This window comes from Cupriavidus sp. D384 (assembly GCF_001652915.1).
Lineage (GTDB): Bacteria > Pseudomonadota > Gammaproteobacteria > Burkholderiales > Burkholderiaceae > Cupriavidus.
In genome coordinates, this window is the sequence record NZ_BBQI01000090.1 from 238,072 (window position 1) to 255,160 (window position 17,089).

Annotated in this window: 15 protein-coding genes and 2 tRNA genes; 12 read left to right on the forward strand and 5 right to left on the reverse strand. The window is 65.6% G+C overall.

Annotated features, from left to right (window positions below; genetic code table 11):
- Positions 1-109: 109 nt before the first annotated feature.
- Both A9J21_RS18850 and A9J21_RS18855 read left to right on the forward strand, forming a co-directional pair.
- The gene (locus A9J21_RS18850; RefSeq protein ID WP_066738471.1) at positions 110-2,722 is read left to right on the forward strand and encodes a PAS domain S-box protein; all 2,613 of its coding nucleotides are present in this window, start codon (positions 110-112) and stop codon (positions 2,720-2,722) included.
- A gap of 141 nt (positions 2,723-2,863) precedes the next feature.
- Entirely contained in the window at positions 2,864-3,496 is a 633-nt protein-coding gene (locus A9J21_RS18855; RefSeq protein ID WP_066738474.1) for a response regulator transcription factor, read from the forward strand.
- A gap of 120 nt (positions 3,497-3,616) precedes the next feature.
- On the opposite strand, the gene A9J21_RS18860 is transcribed toward A9J21_RS18855, so the two are convergent.
- Entirely contained in the window at positions 3,617-4,315 is a 699-nt protein-coding gene (locus A9J21_RS18860; protein WP_066738477.1) for an energy-coupling factor ABC transporter permease, read from the reverse strand.
- A gap of 153 nt (positions 4,316-4,468) precedes the next feature.
- On the opposite strand from A9J21_RS18860, the gene folD reads away from it, so the two are divergent.
- The 5 genes from folD to A9J21_RS18885 all read left to right on the forward strand — a co-directional run bounded on the left by folD (position 4,469) and on the right by A9J21_RS18885 (position 10,732).
- On the forward strand, positions 4,469-5,326 hold the full coding sequence (gene folD, locus A9J21_RS18865; RefSeq protein ID WP_066738480.1) for a bifunctional methylenetetrahydrofolate dehydrogenase/methenyltetrahydrofolate cyclohydrolase FolD: 858 nt from the start codon (positions 4,469-4,471) through the stop codon (positions 5,324-5,326).
- 164 nt (positions 5,327-5,490) lie between these two features.
- Positions 5,491-7,596, forward strand: coding sequence for a M3 family metallopeptidase (locus A9J21_RS18870; protein ID WP_066738483.1), 2,106 nt, complete (start codon positions 5,491-5,493; stop codon positions 7,594-7,596).
- Between the two features lie 30 nt (positions 7,597-7,626).
- Positions 7,627-8,064, forward strand: a complete 438-nt coding sequence (locus tag A9J21_RS18875) for a hypothetical protein (RefSeq protein WP_066738486.1) — start codon at positions 7,627-7,629, stop codon at positions 8,062-8,064.
- Between the two features lie 6 nt (positions 8,065-8,070).
- Positions 8,071-8,868: an exodeoxyribonuclease III gene (xth, locus tag A9J21_RS18880; RefSeq protein ID WP_066738496.1), complete on the forward strand. Its 798-nt coding sequence runs from the start codon at positions 8,071-8,073 to the stop codon at positions 8,866-8,868.
- A 4-nt stretch (positions 8,869-8,872) separates the two neighbouring features.
- Complete coding sequence (locus A9J21_RS18885) at positions 8,873-10,732, forward strand: SulP family inorganic anion transporter (protein WP_066738498.1); 1,860 nt, start codon at positions 8,873-8,875, stop codon at positions 10,730-10,732.
- Between the two features lie 148 nt (positions 10,733-10,880).
- Here A9J21_RS18885 and A9J21_RS18890 read toward each other — a convergent pair whose 3' ends face one another.
- A complete protein-coding gene (locus A9J21_RS18890; RefSeq protein WP_066738920.1) occupies positions 10,881-11,144 on the reverse strand; it encodes a DUF1488 domain-containing protein in 264 nt (87 codons plus the stop codon).
- Between the two features lie 353 nt (positions 11,145-11,497).
- On the opposite strand from A9J21_RS18890, the gene A9J21_RS18895 reads away from it, so the two are divergent.
- A tRNA-Lys gene (locus A9J21_RS18895) sits at positions 11,498-11,573 on the forward strand.
- On the opposite strand, the gene A9J21_RS32525 is transcribed toward A9J21_RS18895, so the two are convergent.
- The 3 genes from A9J21_RS32525 to A9J21_RS18905 form a co-directional block, all read right to left on the reverse strand.
- The gene (locus A9J21_RS32525) at positions 11,561-11,683 is read right to left on the reverse strand and encodes a hypothetical protein (protein WP_255366042.1); all 123 of its coding nucleotides are present in this window, start codon (positions 11,681-11,683) and stop codon (positions 11,561-11,563) included. The genes A9J21_RS18895 and A9J21_RS32525 overlap by 13 nt on opposite strands.
- A 35-nt stretch (positions 11,684-11,718) precedes the next feature.
- Positions 11,719-13,101, reverse strand: a complete 1,383-nt coding sequence (locus A9J21_RS18900) for an 8-oxoguanine deaminase (RefSeq protein WP_066738501.1) — start codon at positions 13,099-13,101, stop codon at positions 11,719-11,721.
- Between the two features lie 105 nt (positions 13,102-13,206).
- Positions 13,207-14,106 carry a LysR substrate-binding domain-containing protein gene (locus A9J21_RS18905; RefSeq protein ID WP_066738504.1) on the reverse strand — a complete coding sequence of 300 codons (900 nt, stop codon included), beginning with the start codon at positions 14,104-14,106 and terminating at the stop codon, positions 13,207-13,209.
- 149 nt (positions 14,107-14,255) lie between these two features.
- On the opposite strand from A9J21_RS18905, the gene A9J21_RS18910 reads away from it, so the two are divergent.
- The 4 genes from A9J21_RS18910 (at position 14,256) to A9J21_RS18925 (ending at position 17,059) form a co-directional block, all read left to right on the forward strand.
- Positions 14,256-14,331, forward strand: a tRNA-Lys gene (locus tag A9J21_RS18910).
- A 316-nt stretch (positions 14,332-14,647) separates the two neighbouring features.
- Positions 14,648-15,625, forward strand: coding sequence for a tripartite tricarboxylate transporter substrate binding protein BugE (locus A9J21_RS18915; protein WP_066738507.1), 978 nt, complete (start codon positions 14,648-14,650; stop codon positions 15,623-15,625).
- A 188-nt stretch (positions 15,626-15,813) separates the two neighbouring features.
- Positions 15,814-16,188, forward strand: coding sequence for a hypothetical protein (locus tag A9J21_RS18920; protein WP_066738921.1), 375 nt, complete (start codon positions 15,814-15,816; stop codon positions 16,186-16,188).
- Positions 16,189-16,534: 346 nt separating this feature from the next.
- The gene (locus A9J21_RS18925) at positions 16,535-17,059 is read left to right on the forward strand and encodes a MarR family transcriptional regulator (protein WP_066738509.1); all 525 of its coding nucleotides are present in this window, start codon (positions 16,535-16,537) and stop codon (positions 17,057-17,059) included.
- Positions 17,060-17,089: the final 30 nt, after the last annotated feature.

Sequence of the window (17,089 nt, forward strand, 5' to 3'; positions counted from 1 at the left end):
GGAAACCGGCCTGCCGGATTTGGCGGATTCCCTGTGCCGGATAGGCGCTTTCCCCAAGCGACGCACCGCAATAAAGCCGATACACTGGCCGGTCGACCGTCAATACCCTATGCAGTTCTTCCAACGAATCCTCTCCGGCCTGCGAATGGCCATCCTGCCGCCGAATTCCGCCGGTACCGTCAGCGATTCCAGCCAGGGCGTGGCGCCCGGCGTGGCGCGCGCTGGCCATGGCGACCCGCATGGCGGGCACGATGAGCACCCCGAACACGGCGATCATGCCGACGTCATGGAGCCGCTGGCCGCACCGCCGCGCCGGCTGTGGATCATGCGCTGGCGCAACCTGGTTGCAACCAGCTGGTTCATGTTCATTCCGCTGGTGGCAATCGTGCTGTTCACGGTGGCGATGGGCGTCATCCTGTGGTCGTTGCACGAAACCGAACGCCAGCAGCAGCGCGATTCGCTGTACCGCGATGCCGCCTGGGCGCAGCAGCGGGTGCGGCTGTCCCTGCTGAGCAACCAGGACCAGATGGCCTCGCTGGCGCGCGACATCGCCGCCGCGCAGCTGGACCAGGGCGCCTACCGCACCGCCGCCCAGGAAATCCTGCGCGAGAACCCCGAGATCGTCTTCATCAACTGGCTCGACGCCACCAAGCGTGGCCGCTGGTCGCTGCCATCCACCTCCGAATTCGCCAGCCGGCTGCGTGAAACCGTGGACCAGCCGCTGGAACCGGAAGTCCTGGACACCTTCGACGCCGCCCGCGAGACCCAGCGCGTGGTCTATTCCCGCCCGCTGACCAACGATCGCGGCGACAGCTTCATGCTGATGGAAGTGCCGATCGTGCGCGACAACGAGTTCCTGGGCACCCTCGGCGCGCTCTATTCGATCAACGGCATCCTGACCCACCTGCTGCCACCCGAGCTGACCGAGCGCTACCGCTTCTCGCTGATCGACAAGAACAACCAGACCCGGGCCAGCACGTCGGTACGGCCGGTGCCGGGCAATGCGCTGTCCTACGAGGTGCTGCTCGACCCCCCGGGTCATTCGCTGTCGCTGCGTGCCGATGCCTATCCGCCGCCATCGAACCTGCCCAACAACATGCTGCTGTGGCTGGTGGTGGGGCTGTCGTGCTTCCTGCTCTGGAGCCTCTGGAGCATGTGGCGGCACACCAGCCGCCGCTCCGAGGCGCAGCGCGCGCTGCTGGCCGAGACTTCGTTCCGGCGCGCGATGGAAAATTCGATGCTGATCGGCCTGCGGGCGCTGGACCTGAACGGCCGCATCACCTACGTGAACCCGGCGTTCTGCCGCATGACGGGGTGGTCCGAGCCCGAACTGGTGGGCCGCATCCCGCCCTTCCCCTACTGGCCGCCCAACGACCAGCAGGAAATGCAGAAGCAGATCGACCTGACGCTGCAGGGCAAGTCGCCGGCCACCGGCTATGAAATGCGCGTGATGCGCCGCGACGGCAGCAGCTTCTTTGCGCGGATGTACGTGTCGCCGCTGGTCGACAGCCGCGGGCGCCATACCGGCTGGATGAGTTCGATGACGGACATCACCGAGCCCAAGCGCGCCCGCGAGGAACTGGCCGCCGCCCACGACCGCTTCACCACGGTGCTGGAAAGCCTGGATGCCGCGGTGTCGGTGCTTGCCACCGACAAGGCCGAACTGCTGTTCGCCAACCGCTACTACCGCCAGCTGTTCGGCTGGGAGGCCGAGGGGCACCTGAAGCTGGCCGGCGACGACTTCGACAAGGAGCAGATGTCGAGTGACAACACCGACTTCGTCGACGCCTATGCCGGCCTGCCCGCCTCGGAGCTGATGCCGTACGCGTCGGACGCCCGCGAGGTGTTCGTGCCGGACATGCAGAAATGGTTCGAAGTGCGCCGCCGCTATATCCAGTGGGTGGACGGCCATCTGGCGCAGATGCAGATCGCCACCGACATCACGGTGCGCAAGGCCGCCGAGGAAATGGCGCGCCAGCATGAGGAACGCCTGCAGTTCACCAGCCGCCTGACCACCATGGGCGAGATGGCGTCGTCGCTGGCGCACGAGCTGAACCAGCCGCTGGCAGCCATCAATAACTACTGCATGGGTGCCGTGGCGCGCCTGCACTCGGGCCGAAGCACGCCGGAGGACCTGATTCCGGTGCTGGAGAAGACGTCGGCGCAGGCCGTGCGGGCCGGCACCATCATCAGCCGCATCCGGGGTTTCGTGAAGCGCAGCCAGCCGCAACGGCGCGAGGCCGCCCTGCACGACATCGTGGCCGACGCCGTGGGCCTGGCCGACCTGGAAGCCACGCGCCGCCGCGTGACCATCCTGACGCGCCTGCCCGCCCCGCCGCTGATGCTCTATGTCGATCCGGTGCTGATCGAACAGGTGCTTGTCAACCTGCTCAAGAACGCCGTGGAAGCCATGGCCGGCCTGCCGGCAATGCGCGCGGCCGGCGTGGTCCGGCTCCATGCGCGGGTCGAGAATGTTGAGTTCGGTCAATCGGTGTGCATCGACGTGATCGACCAGGGTCCGGGCGTGGACGAAGCCACCAAGGAACGCCTGTTCGAGCCGTTCTTCAGCACCAAATCGGACGGCATGGGCATGGGCCTGAACATCTGCCGGTCGATCATTGAATCCCACCAGGGCCGCCTGTGGGTGGAAAACAATGTGGACGGCATCGGTTGTACGTTTAAAATCACCCTGCCGCTGCAGCCCGCGCTACCCGAGCAATAACCTCGGGAGCGCCCCCGGGCATGCCGGACGACCCTCTGCCGCGGGGCATCGGGAGGCCGTCCGGACGATTTGCCTGGGGGTGTTGCGCGCCGCCGCATGCAGTTACACTTCGTTGCAAACGACTTTGCCCCAGGAGACTTCATGACCGCAACGCCCAGCCCAACGCCGCATCGTGGCGAGACCGTCTTCATCGTCGACGACGATGAAGCGATGCGCGACTCGCTGACCTGGCTGCTAGAGGGCAACGGCTACCAGGTGCGCAGCTTCAACAGCGCCGAGCAGTTCCTGTCCGCCTACGACACCAGTTCGGTGGCCTGCCTGATCCTTGACGTGCGCATGCCGGGCATGAGCGGCCCGGAACTGCAGGAGCGCATGATCGCCGAGAACATCGATATCCCCATCGTCTTCATCACCGGCCATGGCGACGTGCCGATGGCGGTGTCGACGATGAAGCGCGGTGCCATCGATTTCATCGAAAAGCCGTTCGACGAATCGGAACTGCGCGCGCTGGTGGAACGGATGCTGCAAAAGGCCCGCACCGATCATTCCACCGCCCGCGAGCAGCGCGCCGCCAAGGACCTGCTGTCCAAGCTGACCACGCGCGAGCAGCAGGTGCTGGAGCGCATCGTGGCCGGCCGCCTGAACAAGCAGATCGCCGACGACCTGGGTATTTCCATCAAGACCGTGGAGGCGCACCGCGCCAACATCATGGAAAAGCTCAACGTCAACACCGTGGCCGACCTGCTGCGCCTGGCGCTGTCGCGCAACAGCTGATCCGCGCAGGACAGGCGACGCGCCGGCCGCCCGTGCATCGCCACGGGGTGGCCGGCGCGGCCGCTGCGGGTGGCGCACCCCTGCCTTTGCCCGCCTCCCGGCCCAAGCCGGGTCCGGCCCCTACTTTCCCTCCAGATATTCCGCGTCGGCGAACGTCACCACCCATTGCGGGCGGTAGATGACGAAGATGGCCACCAGCATGCCGGTCAGGAACGCCTCGCCAAAGGCGATGATCACCACGCCGGTCAGCCAGTCGCCCACAGTCAGCCCGGCATCGCCCGTCTGCCCCGCCAGCATCAGCCAGGCCAGGCGCAGCACCCCCGACACAATGGCCGCCACCAGCGCGGCAAAATAGCCGTGGCCCAGGATAAAGATGAACAGGTGCCGTGGCAGCCAGTGCCGCAGGGTGGCCTGCAGGCCGGCGGTGACCAGCCCGGGCACGGCCGCCATCCAGATAAAGCGCGGCGCCAGCGATACCCAGTGGATGTCCTGCCACGCCTGCCCGGCCAGGTAGGCCAGCCCGACCAGCGAGATCACGTTGGCGATGGCCAGCGTCACCAGCGCCATCGGCAGGCCGAACATCGTCACGGCCAGCGTAGCCCCCATCAGCTGGATGACCACCCCGCCGCCCAGCGTGGCGCGCGCCGTCCAGAGCAGCGCCAGGAACACCAGCGTCCCTAGCCAGGCATGCTGGATCGGCTCGCGCCGCAGCACCCGCCACGGCCGTTGCGAGAGCGCCCAGGCCAGCACGGCCACCGCCAGGGTAGGCAGCGGCCAGGTCGCCAGCAATTCCGGAATTGAAGAATCGTCGATGTCCATCGGCGGATGCTAGCAGCCGCCGGCCGATCTCCGCTTGCATCCGGTCAAGCCGGCTCCGAATCGCGCCAAGCCTTTATAATCCGGGTTTTGCACGCGCCCGCCCCCGCGCGGCGCGCGCCCCCATCCTTCCAGCCTTTCCAGTCACGTACGCCCATGTCCGCCCAACTGATCGACGGTAACGCCCTTGCCAAACAAATCCGTGCCGAAGCCGCCCAGCGCGCCGCCCGCCTGACCGCCGCCGGTCACCAGCCCGGGCTCGCCGTGGTGCTGGTGGGCGAAGACCCCGCCAGCCAGGTCTATGTGCGCAACAAGGTCAAGGCCTGCGAGGACAACGGCTTCTACTCCTCGCTGGACCGCTACCCGGCCGACCTGTCCGAAGCCGACCTGCTGGCCCGCATCGACGCGCTGAACAACGATCCGAAGATCCACGGCATCCTGGTGCAACTGCCGCTGCCCAAGCATATCGACAGCCACAAGGTGCTGGAAGCGATCGCCCCCGAGAAGGACGTCGACGGCTTCCACGTGGCCAACGCCGGTGCGCTGATGACCGGCGCCCCGCTGTTCCGCCCCTGCACCCCGTACGGCTGCATGAAGATGCTGGAATCGATCCAGTACCCGCTGCGCGGCGCCCGCGCCGTGGTGGTGGGGGCATCGAACATCGTGGGCAAGCCGATGGCGATGCTGCTGCTGCAGGCCGGTGCAACCGTCACCATCTGCAACAGCAAGACGCGCGACCTGGCTGCCCACACCCGTGACGCCGACGTCATCGTGGCCGCCGTAGGCCGCCGCAACATCATCACCGCCAACATGGTCAAGCCCGGCGCCGTGGTCATCGACGTGGGCATGAACCGTGACGACGCCGGCAAGCTGTGCGGCGACGTGGACTTTGCAGGCGTGCGCGAGGTGGCCGGCCACATCACGCCGGTTCCGGGCGGCGTGGGCCCGATGACGATCACGATGCTGCTGATCAACACGCTGGAAGCCGCCGAGCGCCGCGCAGGCCTGGCCTGAAGCATTGTCTCGATGGGTCCCGACGGCGCGCCCGCCGCGCCTCAATCACCCTGATAGCAAAGTCGTACTGGATATTTGGCCGCAAAGGCCTCATCTTGCACAGGTAACCGTGCCGTCACGCGCGCAGGCGCCTTTTACCGGCGGCACGCCAACGGGGAATTGTCATGACTGATACCACCGACCGCGCCAACAACCCGCTGCTGGATTTCGCGGACCTGCCGCGTTTTGCCGAGATTCGCCCCGAGCACATCGGACCTGCGCTGGACGTCCTGCTGGCGCAGGCCCAGGTCGCCGTCACGCGCGCCGAAGCCCCGGAAACGCCGGCGTCCTGGAACACCGCTGTCGAAGCGCTTGAAACCGCCACCGAGCCACTGGGCCGCGCCTGGGGCGTGGTGGGCCATCTGAGCGCCGTGGCCGATACGCCCGAGTTGCGCAAGGCTCACTCCGACAACCTGCCGCGCATGACCGAATTCTGGTCGTCGCTGGGCCAGAGCCTGGCGCTGTACGAGAAATACAAGGCCGTGGCCGCCGGCCCCGAGTTCGCCGGCCTGTCGCCGGCCCGCAAGCAACTGCTGGAAAACGAGTTGCGCGGCTTTCGCCTGGGCGGCGCCGAGCTGCCCGAAGACAGGAAGCCTCGTTTTGCCGAGATCCAGGAGCAGCAGGCCCAGTTGTCGAAGGCCTTCTCCGACCACGTGCTCGATGCCACGAACGCCTACGCGCTCTACATCGACGACGAAAAGCGCCTGACCGGCATTCCGGCCGACGCACTGGAAGCCGCAAAGCTGGGCGCCGAAAAGGATGGCAAGGCCGGCTGGAAGTTCACGCTGCACTTCCCGTCGTACTTCCCGGTGCTGCAGTACGCCGATGACCGCGCCCTGCGCCAGACCATGTACGAGGCCAGCGTCACGCGCGCGTCGGAACTGGGCCCACGCTACAACAACGGCCAGGCCGACTGGGACAACACGTCGAACATGCGCGAGCAGCTGACGCTGCGCCGGGAAGAGGCGCAGATGCTCGGCTACAACAACTACGGCGAAGTCTCGCTGGTGCCGAAGATGGCCGAATCGCCGGCCGACGTCCTGAAGTTCCTGGACGAACTGGCTGTGCGCGCCCGCCGCTTCGCCGAAGCCGACTGGAAGGAACTGCGCGAATTCGCGGCCGCCGAACTGGGCCTGGACAAGATCGAGCCATGGGACGTGGCCTACGCCTCGGAAAAGCTGCGGCAGAAGCGCTACGCGTTCTCCGACGACGAGGTGAAGCAGTACTTCCAGGAGCCGCAGGTACTGAAGGGGCTGTTTGGGGTGGTCGAGAAGCTGTTCTCGGTGAAGATCGAGCCGGACAACGCCCAGACCTGGCACAAGGATGTGCGCTTCTTCCGCGTGGTGTCGCCGCAGGGCGCGCTGCTGGCCCAGTTCTATATCGACCTCTACGCACGCGAAGGCAAGCGCGGCGGCGCGTGGATGGACGACGCCCGTGGCCGCAAGGAGCGCGACAACGGCACCGTGCAGACGCCGGTGGCCTACCTGACCTGCAACTTCACCGCACCGGTGGGGGGCAAGCCGGCGCTGTTCACGCACGATGAAGTGATCACGCTGTTCCACGAGTTCGGCCACGGCCTGCACCATATGCTGACGCAGGTGGGCGACCTGGGCGTCTCGGGTATCAATGGCGTGGAATGGGATGCCGTGGAACTGCCGTCACAGTTCATGGAAAACTTCTGCTGGGAATACGAGGTGCTGTCGACCATGACGGCCCACGTGGAGACCGGCGCCCCGCTGCCGCGCGCGCTGTTCGACCGCATGCTGGCAGCGAAGAACTTCCAGAACGGCATGATGACGCTGCGCCAGATCGTGTTCTCGTCGTTCGACATGCACCTGCATACCGACTACGACCCGCAAGGCGCGGTGTCGGTGCTGGAGCTGTCGCGCCAGATCAACGACGCCAAGCACGTGGTGCCGCAGTCGCCGCTGTCGCGCTGGCCGAACACGTTCAGCCATATCTTTGCGGGCGGCTACGCGGCCGGGTACTACAGCTACAAGTGGGCCGAAGTATTGTCGGCCGACGTGTACGCGGCCTTCGAGGAAGCCGCCAAGCTGTCGGGCAGCGTGCTCGACGCGGCGACCGGCGAGCGCTACCGGCAGGAAATCCTGTCGGTGGGCGGCAGCCGCCCGGCCATGGAATCGTTCGTGGCCTTCCGTGGCCGCACCCCGCAGATCGACGCACTGTTGCGGCACGGCGGCATGGCCGAAACGGCGGCAGCAGCAGCCTGATCGCATCGCCCCGACCAGGCGCCCCGGCTCATGGAGATTCCTGTTCCGATCCGCAAGGAATGTCCGCCGGGCGCCTGCGTCTGCAACCGCGAGGCGCTGCTCGACAATCCGCACGCCGACCGGCGCATCCTGCAGCTCACGCAGCAGGAAGAAAAGAAACTCGTAGAACGACTAGAAAACATCGCCACGCTGGCCGAGCTGAACCGCATGCAGGAACGGATGCACGCGCTGCTGGGCATCACGATCATGATCACACCCAGTGACAACGTGGTGCGCACCACGCGCGGCTTCCGCATCGAACTGGCCGACCAGCCGGGGCTGTGCCGCAAGACCCGGCAGGCAATTCCGGCCGCCATCCGGCGCAGCATGGAAACCCATCCCGAAATCGCGTTCGAGATTCTCGACCAGCGCGATCTGCTGGGCGGCAGCCGCAACCTTTTTGGCGAAAGCGCCAACCCCGAAGAATAACGACCCATGAGAATCGCGAGCTGGAACGTCAACTCCCTGAAGGTCCGCCTGCCGCAGGTGCTGCAATGGCTGGCCGCGCAGGACGCCGCGGGCACCCCGATCGACGCGCTGTGCCTGCAGGAACTGAAGCTGCCCGACGACAAATACCCGCTGGCCGAACTGGAAGCAGCCGGCTTCCACAGCATCTTCACGGGCCAGAAGACCTATAACGGCGTGGCGATCGTGGCGCGCGACGGTGCCATGCCGGCGCCAACCGATGTCGTGCGCAACATTCCGGGCTACGAAGACGCGCAGCAGCGCGTGGTGGCCGGCACCTATGGCGATGTGCGCCTGATCAGCGCGTACTTCCCGAACGGCCAGGCGCTTGATTCGGACAAGTTCGTCTACAAGCTCGACTGGCTCCGCGCCATGACCGACTGGCTGCGCGCCGAGATGATCAAGTATCCGAAGCTGGCACTGCTGGGCGATTTCAATATCGCGCCGGAAGACCGCGACGTGCACGATCCGGCCAAGTGGGAAGGCCAGAACCTGGTATCGCCGCAGGAACGCGATGCGTTCAAGGCACTGGTGGCGATGGGCCTGGTCGATTCGTTCCGCATGTTCGAGCAGCCCGAGAAGGTGTTTTCGTGGTGGGATTACCGCATGATGGGCTTCCGCCGCAACGCCGGCCTGCGTATCGACCACATCCTGCTGTCGCCCCACCTGGCCCAGCACTGCACGACCTGCGTGATCGACAAGGAACCGCGCCGCTGGGACCAGCCGTCGGACCACACGCCTGTGGTGGCGTCGCTTCAGCTCGACTGAGCCGATGAGCGCCGCCGCCCGCGCCAATCCCTCCGCCCTGCAACGCTGGTTCCCCTGGCTCCGGCGCGTCACCCCGCTGACGCTGCGGGCGGACGTCATCGCCGGCCTGCTCGGCGCGGTGCTGGTCTTGCCCCAGGGCGTAGCCTTCGCCACGCTGGCCGGGCTGCCGCCGCAATATGGCATCTACACGGCGGTCATCCCCTGTATCGTGGCGGCCCTGTTCGGGTCGAGCTGGCATGTGATGTCCGGGCCGACCAATGCCAATTCGCTCGCGCTATTCGCCATGCTAAGTCCGGTGGCCTTCGCGGGCAGTCCGGCCTATATCGCACTGGCGCTGGCCGTGACGATGCTGGTAGGCCTGCTGCAGCTTGCGGTCGGGGCGTTGCGGCTGGGTTCGCTGGCGAACTTCATCTCGCCGTCGGTGTTGCTCGGCTTCACATGTGGCGCGGCCACGCTGATCGGGCTCTACGCGCTCAAGGACCTGTTCGGCCTGGCGGTGCCCACCGGCACCAGCGCGTTTGGCGTGGTGCGTTTCCTGTTCGATAACCTGGACACCGTCAACGGCAGCGCGCTGATCGTCGGTGCCGTGACGCTGGTGGCCACCGTCGCCATCAAGCGCATATCGCGGCGGCTGCCGTTCATGCTGCTGGGCCTGCTGGCCGGTTACTGCGTGGCGCTGCTGCTGAACCATAGCGGCTGGGGCGGCGCCCAGCATGTGAACGTGGTGGGGCCGATTCCGTCGGCCATTCCGCCCTTCCATGTGCCCGACATCAACTGGCGCACGGTGCCCGACCTGCTCGGCATTGCCGCCGCGCTGACCATCGTGGCGCTGGGCCAGTCGATCTCGATCGCCAAGGCCGTGGCGCTGCGATCGGGACAGCATGTCGACGCCAACCGCGAATTCATCGGCCAGGGGCTGTCGAATATCGCGGGCGGGCTGTTTTCCGGCTATATCTCGTGCGGCTCGCTGAACCGCTCGATGCCGAATTTCGAGGCCGGTGCGCAGACGCCGCTGGCCAGCGTGTTCTCGGCCCTGCTGCTGGTGGTGCTGGTCACGGTCAGCGCCCCGCTGCTGGCCCAGATTCCGCTGGCAGCCATCGCGGCCATGCTGATGCTGGTGGCCTGGGGCCTGTTCGATTTCCAGCGGCTGCGCCGCATTGCACAGCTATCGCGCACCGAATTCGCCATTGCGGTGGGCACGTTCGCCGCCACGCTGGTGATCCGTCTGGAAATGGCCGTATTGCTAGGCACGATACTGTCGCTGGTGGCCTATCTCTATCGCACGTCGCGCCCGGCAGTGCGCAGCCTGGTGCCCGACGCCGACGACCCGGGCCGCCGCTTCACGCCGCTGGATGAACTGCGACGTCCGCAGCCCGAATGTCCGCAACTGAAGCTGCTGCGCATGGAAGGCGCAATCTACTTCGGCGCGGTGCAGTACGTGACCGATCGCCTGCACTGGCTGCGCACTGTCGATGCCGACCAGAAGCATCTGCTGGCGATGACCAAGAGCATGAACTTCATCGACCTGGCCGGCGCCGAGATGTGGGAGTCGGAACTGTCCGAGCGGCGCGGCGCGGACGGCGACCTGTACTTCCATCGCCCGCGTACGCAAGTGCTGGAAACATGGGAACAGACGGGCTTTACCGCCAAGCTGGGCAGCGATCATATCTTCCCGACCAAGCGGCAGGCACTTCACACGATCATTGACAGGCTGTCGCCCGAAATCTGCGCACAGTGCCAGGCGCGCATTTTCGAGGAATGCGCCCAGCGGCCAGGCGGCTCCGCAAGCCAGCAGGAACAGGACAGCACCGTTCAGTCCGCGCCACGGCATGACGCAAGACTGGACACGACGCATCCTGCCTGAATGGCAATGCAGACAACCAGACTTTGAAAAAACTGCTGAGAACTACTCGAAAGGCGCCCTGAAACTACTGGCGTCTGGCGCGCCGGCCGGCCTGCGGTGAAGCAGGGCCGAAGCCGGCGGGCGGAGGGTTGCTACCGTCGGCCGGCCTTCAGACCGGCGCCACGTGCGCCCGCTTGACCACGACCGGCTGGGGCACGCCCTGCTCGATCAGCACCACGGCCGCGCGTTCGATCGTGTCACGACCGGCGCGGAACGCCTCTTCCAGCGACAGCACCTGATCGGCGCTGAAGCCTTCCCAGAGTGCTTCGCGTGTTACCACGCATGTCACTTGCTCACCATCGACAAGCGCGTGGAACAGCAAACCCTCGTTGTTGATGTCGTAGCGGTCTTGCTCCTGGAATTTGATTTCCATCATCACAGCCCTCCATATGCAAGTGGAAAAGAATCCTAACATGGCTTTGCGGAAATCGTCTTCGATCCCCTACATGCCATCAGCAGAATAAGATTCGTCCCAATGACCAGTGGCGGGTGCAGCAAGTTCCGTCATTTGTCGTCTGTGCTGCATGGTGACGCCACCGCAACCGCGCAGCATGCCATGCGTGTGTGTCAGCGCGATGTGCCGACTGTTCTGCCGAATGGGCCGATCAATCCGGTCACGCGTCAGCTTGCAGCGCGCATGCGAGCCTGCCTTCCGGCCGGTTTATTCGCGGCACGCATTTAGCGTTTGACAAAGTCAAAAATGCTGCTAGAATCTCGGTCTTCGTCGGGGCGTTAGCTCAGTTGGTAGAGCAGCGGACTCTTAATCCGTAGGTCGAGTGTTCGAGTCACTCACGCCCCACCAGACACAGAAAGGCCGGAAGCAGCGATGCTTCCGGCCTTTTGCTTTTTCCAGCCAATACCGCTTTTTCCGGCCAATTCCGTTCCCGGCCTGGCTGGAGCCGGATCGCTCATGCGATCCGCTCATCAAAGCACGCTGACCCGACGTATCAAACCCTGGCGCTTTCGAACAGCTCGCGCGCCAGCCGGCGATGATCGGCCAGCACGTTCGGCAGATCGACCGTGCGCAGCTGGCCGTCCCGCACCACCACGCGGCCGTTGATGATGCTGGTCGACACATTGGCCGGCGTGCAGAACACCAGTGCCGCCACCGGGTCGTGACCGCCGCCGGCAAAGCCCACGGCCGACATGTCGAACGACACGATGTCGGCCGACATGCCCGGCACCAGCGCGCCGATATCATCGCGGTTCAGCACGCGCGCACCGCCCAGCGTGGCAATCTCCAGCGCCTCGCGTGCGCTCATGGCCGCCGGGCCAAATCCCACGCGCTGCAGCAGCATGGCCTGACGCGCCTCGCCCAGCATGTGCGCACCGTCGTTCGACGCGCTGCCGTCGACACCCAACCCCACCGCCACGCCCGCATCGCGCATCCGGCGAATTGGCGCGATGCCCGATGCCAGCCGCATGTTCGAGCACGGGCAATGCGCCACACCCGTGCCGGTACGCGCGAACAGCGCCACGCCCTCGTCGTCGAGCTTCACGCAGTGCGCGTGCCAGACATCGTGCCCCACCCAACCCAGATCCTCGGCATATTGCGCCGGCGTCATGCCAAACTTCTCGCGCGAGTAAGCGATATCGTTGTCGTTCTCGGCCAGGTGGGTGTGCAGCGACACGCCATAGTGGCGCGCCATCGTTGCCGATTCGCGCATCAGGTCGCGCGACACCGAAAACGGCGAGCACGGCGCCAGCACCACGCGCAGCATCGCGTGGCGCGAGGCGTCGTGGTACTGCTCCACCAGCCGCTGGCTGTCGCGCAGGATATCGGCCTCGCGTTCGACCACCACATCGGGCGGCAGGCCGCCCTGGCTGCGGCCCACGCTCATGGAGCCGCGCGCCGCGTGGAAGCGCATGCCGATCTGCCGCGCCGCATCGATGGAATCGTCGAGCTTCGATCCGTTCGGATACAGGTAAAGGTGATCGCTCGTGGTCGTACAGCCGGACAGCATCAGTTCGGCCATCGCCGTCTGCGTCGAGACGCGGATCATCTCGGGCGTCAGGTGCGACCAGATCATGTACAGGTTGGTCAGCCAGCCGAACAGCTCGGCGTCCTGCGCGGCCGGCACCGCACGCGTCAGGCTCTGGTACATGTGATGGTGCGTGTTGACCAGGCCGGGCATGACCACATGGCCGCGCATGTTCACCACGTCGGCGCTGCCGTCGTCGATCATGCGGCGATAGGTCTCGGGCAGCGCGGCGGTGGCGCCCACCCACTCGATGGCCGGGCCGTTGGCGACCAGGGCGCCGTCGGCGATCTCGCGGCGCTGGGCGTCCATGGTGACGAGCACGTCGGCGTGCTGGAGAATCAGGGTCATGGCAGTCGGGTGTCCGGTTGGTGATGCCCGGAGTCTACGCATCGCCGGCACGTGACCCCAAGCACAGAATTTCGCGCGGGGTGTCCACAATTTGTGGACAGACGACTATCGGAACAGACCGGCCAGCGCCTCTGACATGGCATCCGCCATCAACCCGGCGGCCGGCGACAACTGGCTGCGGCCACGCGCCACGAGCCGCAGCGTCTGGCGCTGCAGGCCGGTATCGCGCAGCGGCACGAATACCACCGCCCCGCGCGCCCGCTCTTCCATCACATCGAGCGGGTTCAGCAGCGCCACACCGGCTCCAGTCGCCACCAGGCGCTGGATCAGCACCACCGAGGTGGACTCCACGACCGGCATCAATTCGATCGACTGGCGGGCGAAGGCATCGTCGACCAGCGCACGGATCGACAGCGACGGTGCGGGCAGGATCAGCGGATATCCAGCACATTCGGCCAGCGTGGCCGATGTCTGGGCCGCCAGCGGATGCCCGGGCGCCACCACGGCGCCAATCGACCAGTCGCGGCTGGCCATCACACGAAAGGCCGCCACTTCCGGCAGGTCGTAGCCCAGCCCCAGGTCGGCATCGCCCTGCTCCACCGCCGTGACGATGCCGCTGACCGGCAGGTCGGCCACGCGCACGACGATGCCCGGCTGATGCTGGCGGAAGTCATGCACCAGCGACGGCATCAGCGCGCCGGCCAGCCCCGATGTCGTGGCTACGGTCACCATGCCGCGCCGCGCCCCCTTGATCTCGGCCACTCGCGCCTGCAGCGCCTCGTGCTCGCGCAGCGTCTGCCGGACATGCGCCAGCACGGCCTCGCCCAGCGGCGTCAGGTGCAGGCGCTTGTGGATGCGGTCGAACAGCGGCGCGCCAAGCTCGGCTTCCAGTTCAAGGATCTGGCGATTGATTGCCGTGGGCGCCACGTGCAGCGACTCCGCCGCGCGCCGGATCGAACCACGGCGGACAACCTCGTCGAGATAGCGCAGAACACGTGCATGCATGGTCGTAGATAGAAAGGAATGGGCAGAAACCGGCGAGTCAGGGGCCGGCCCAGGAACCCGCGCATTGTACGGGGCAGCAAAATCCTCAAAAAAATCGGCAAAGGGGCTTGCGCGATACAAATCCCCTTGCTACAATCTTTTTCTTCGTTGGGGCGTTAGCTCAGTTGGTAGAGCAGCGGACTCTTAATCCGTAGGTCGAGTGTTCGAGTCACTCACGCCCCACCAGCGAATTCCTGAAAAGCCCGAAGCCTATCGCTTCGGGCTTTTTGCTTTTCCGGCCGTGTCTGCCTTGCCGCCCGCCGGTCTCTGCTTTTCCCCGCCTGCCGCTTCCCCAACCCTCCCGGCCGCTGACGCCAGTCGCGCCCATACCGCCTGCCCGTCAGTCCAGCCGGTGGTCTGATCTCCACGGGTTCCCCCCTATATCCCACCCCTTGCCTTTCGCGGTTGAATGCTTCCCGACGCATATCACGGAACGTAGTTCCGTATTGCGGAACCCGGACCTGTAGCCGGGCAATACAAGCAATATGTTGGGAGGCATCTCTTGAAAGCTGTTCTGAAAGTGGGCGCTGCGGGCGCCCTCGCCGCATTGGGTCTGGTCGCAACCGCCGCGCAAGCGCAGTCGTATCCGAACAAGCCGATCCGCCTGATCGTGCCGTTCGCAGCGGGCGGCACCACCGATATCGTTGGCCGTGCCGTATCCGATGCGCTCGGCCGCGAACTGGGTCAGCCGGTGGTGGTGGAGAACCGTGGCGGCGGCGGCGGCGCGATTGGCGCCGACGCGCTGGCAAAGTCCGCGCCGGACGGCTACACGCTGGGTATTGCCACCGTCAGCACGATGGCCACCAACCCGGCCACGAACGCCAAGAACCCGTACGATCCGATCAAGGACTTCGCGCCGATCACCAACCTGGTGAACGTGCCGAACGTGCTGACGGTGAACCCGAAGGTGCCGGCCAAGAACCTCAAGGAATTCGTGGCCCTGCTCAAGTCGAACCCGGGCAAGTACAGCTACGCGTCGGCCGGCAAGGGCAGCATCTCGCATCTGGACGGCGAGCTGTTCAAGTACATCACCAAGACCGACATGGTCCACATCCCCTACCGTGGATCGGGCCCGGCCCTGAACGACACGCTGGCTGGCCAGGTGAATGCCCAGTTCGACAACCTGCCGTCGTCGATGCCGTTCATCCAGACCGAAAAGCTGCGAGCGCTGGCCGTGGCCGCGCCCAAGCGCGTGGAAGGCCTGCCCAATGTGCCGACCTTTGCCGAAGAAGGCATGAAGGACATGAACAACATGGCCTGGTACGGCCTGGTGGCACCGGCTGGCACGCCGGCCGCGATCGTCACCAAGGTGCACGATGCCGCGATCAAGGCACTGCAGGATCCGAACGTGAAGAAGCGCCTGCACGACGCCGGCGCCTACCCGGACGGCAATACGCCGCAGCAATATGCCGCGCAGATCAAGCGCGAACTGGAACTGCGCAAGAAGATTGCGACCGACCAGAACATCACGCTCGAATGACAGCATGATGATGGCGTGGCAGTAACGTGAAGTAACGTGACGTGCCCGTCGCCCGAGTATTGTTACTACAACTCCCGGCGGCAGGCCGTCACAAATCCCGGTACAGTGTCATTATCGATGCAGGCATTTTCTACAAATTTCTGCTTTTGGCCGGTTCCACTATCCGGCCCTCACTTGAGAGGATGATGATGCTGAAGAAGACCGTACCGACGCTGATCGTTGCCGCCCTGACTGCCCTGGGCGCCGTGCAACTTGCCCACGCGCAGAAGAACTACACGGACGGCGGCGATCTCTACAGCGGTAGCCATACGAAGAACAAGGCGAATCCGAACCAGAACCCGGCCAAGTCCGGCAAGTTCGATCCGTACACCGACGGCGCCAAGAAATCCACGCGCGCCGATCTGGCCCCGAACAAGAAGGCCGACCCGTACACCGATGGCGCCAAGTCCGGCAAGCCCGATCCGTACCTGGACGGTGCAAAGAGCGGCAAGCCCGATCCGTACCTGGATGGCGCAAAATCCGGCAAGGCCGATCCGTACACCGACGGCGCCAAGAAGCAGTAAGACAGCACAGCCCGCTGCCAACGACTCCAGGCCCCTGCCATCCGGCAGGGGCTTTTTCATTTGCGCACGGCACCGCGCCCCCCCACACATCGGACATCAGACGCCCGTCCCGCCCTGCAGCGCCGAGCGGCAGGCTCGCCGCCTCAGCCAAAAGATTGACTAGGACATACCCGACCTGTCACGCAAATGTCCCAACATTACTGCTAGTGTTCAGCCCTACCGATTTTCAATGAAGAGCGACCCGCCCGAAAAAGAGGCAGGCGCCAAAGCCGTCCGGGCCGGCCAATGCACCGGCCCAAGAAGTGTCAGGCGGCAAAAAGAAACCCTTTATGGGAGACCTGAGCAAATGCAGCCCAAAGCACTCGAAATTCACGAGCCTGTCGTGCTCTCGCTTGTCGACGCGGTCACCGCGTGGCAGTGCGCCCTGGAACAGACGTTGAGCGTCTCGGGGCTGTCCTATCCGAAATGGTTGCTGTTGCGCGCCATCCGCTCCGGCGAATTCACGCGCGGCGAGCCATGCCAGGGCGCGATCTTCCTCGACGTGCCCCAGACCGAACGGCTGTTACGCGAACTTCATGCCGATGGCTGGCTGGAGTTTCCGAGCGACGGCACGCCGCAGGTTGCCCTCGAAGCCTGTTCGCGCCTGGAGCGCGCCGCGCTGGCCGTGCGCGCGCTGCATTCGGTCTCGATCTCGCATCTGGCGCCGGCGGAACGCACCGCGCTGACCAGCCTGCTGCACCGCATGACCGCCACGCTGGACGATCATGCCGAACGCCATAGCCGCCAGGCCGCGCGCAACACCGCGGAACTGTCGCTGGTGGTGGCCGACCACGCCGCCGCCCGCACCGCACAACACGCGCTGGCCGCCTGAGCGCACCCCGGGCTTCGGCCCGTGCGCACC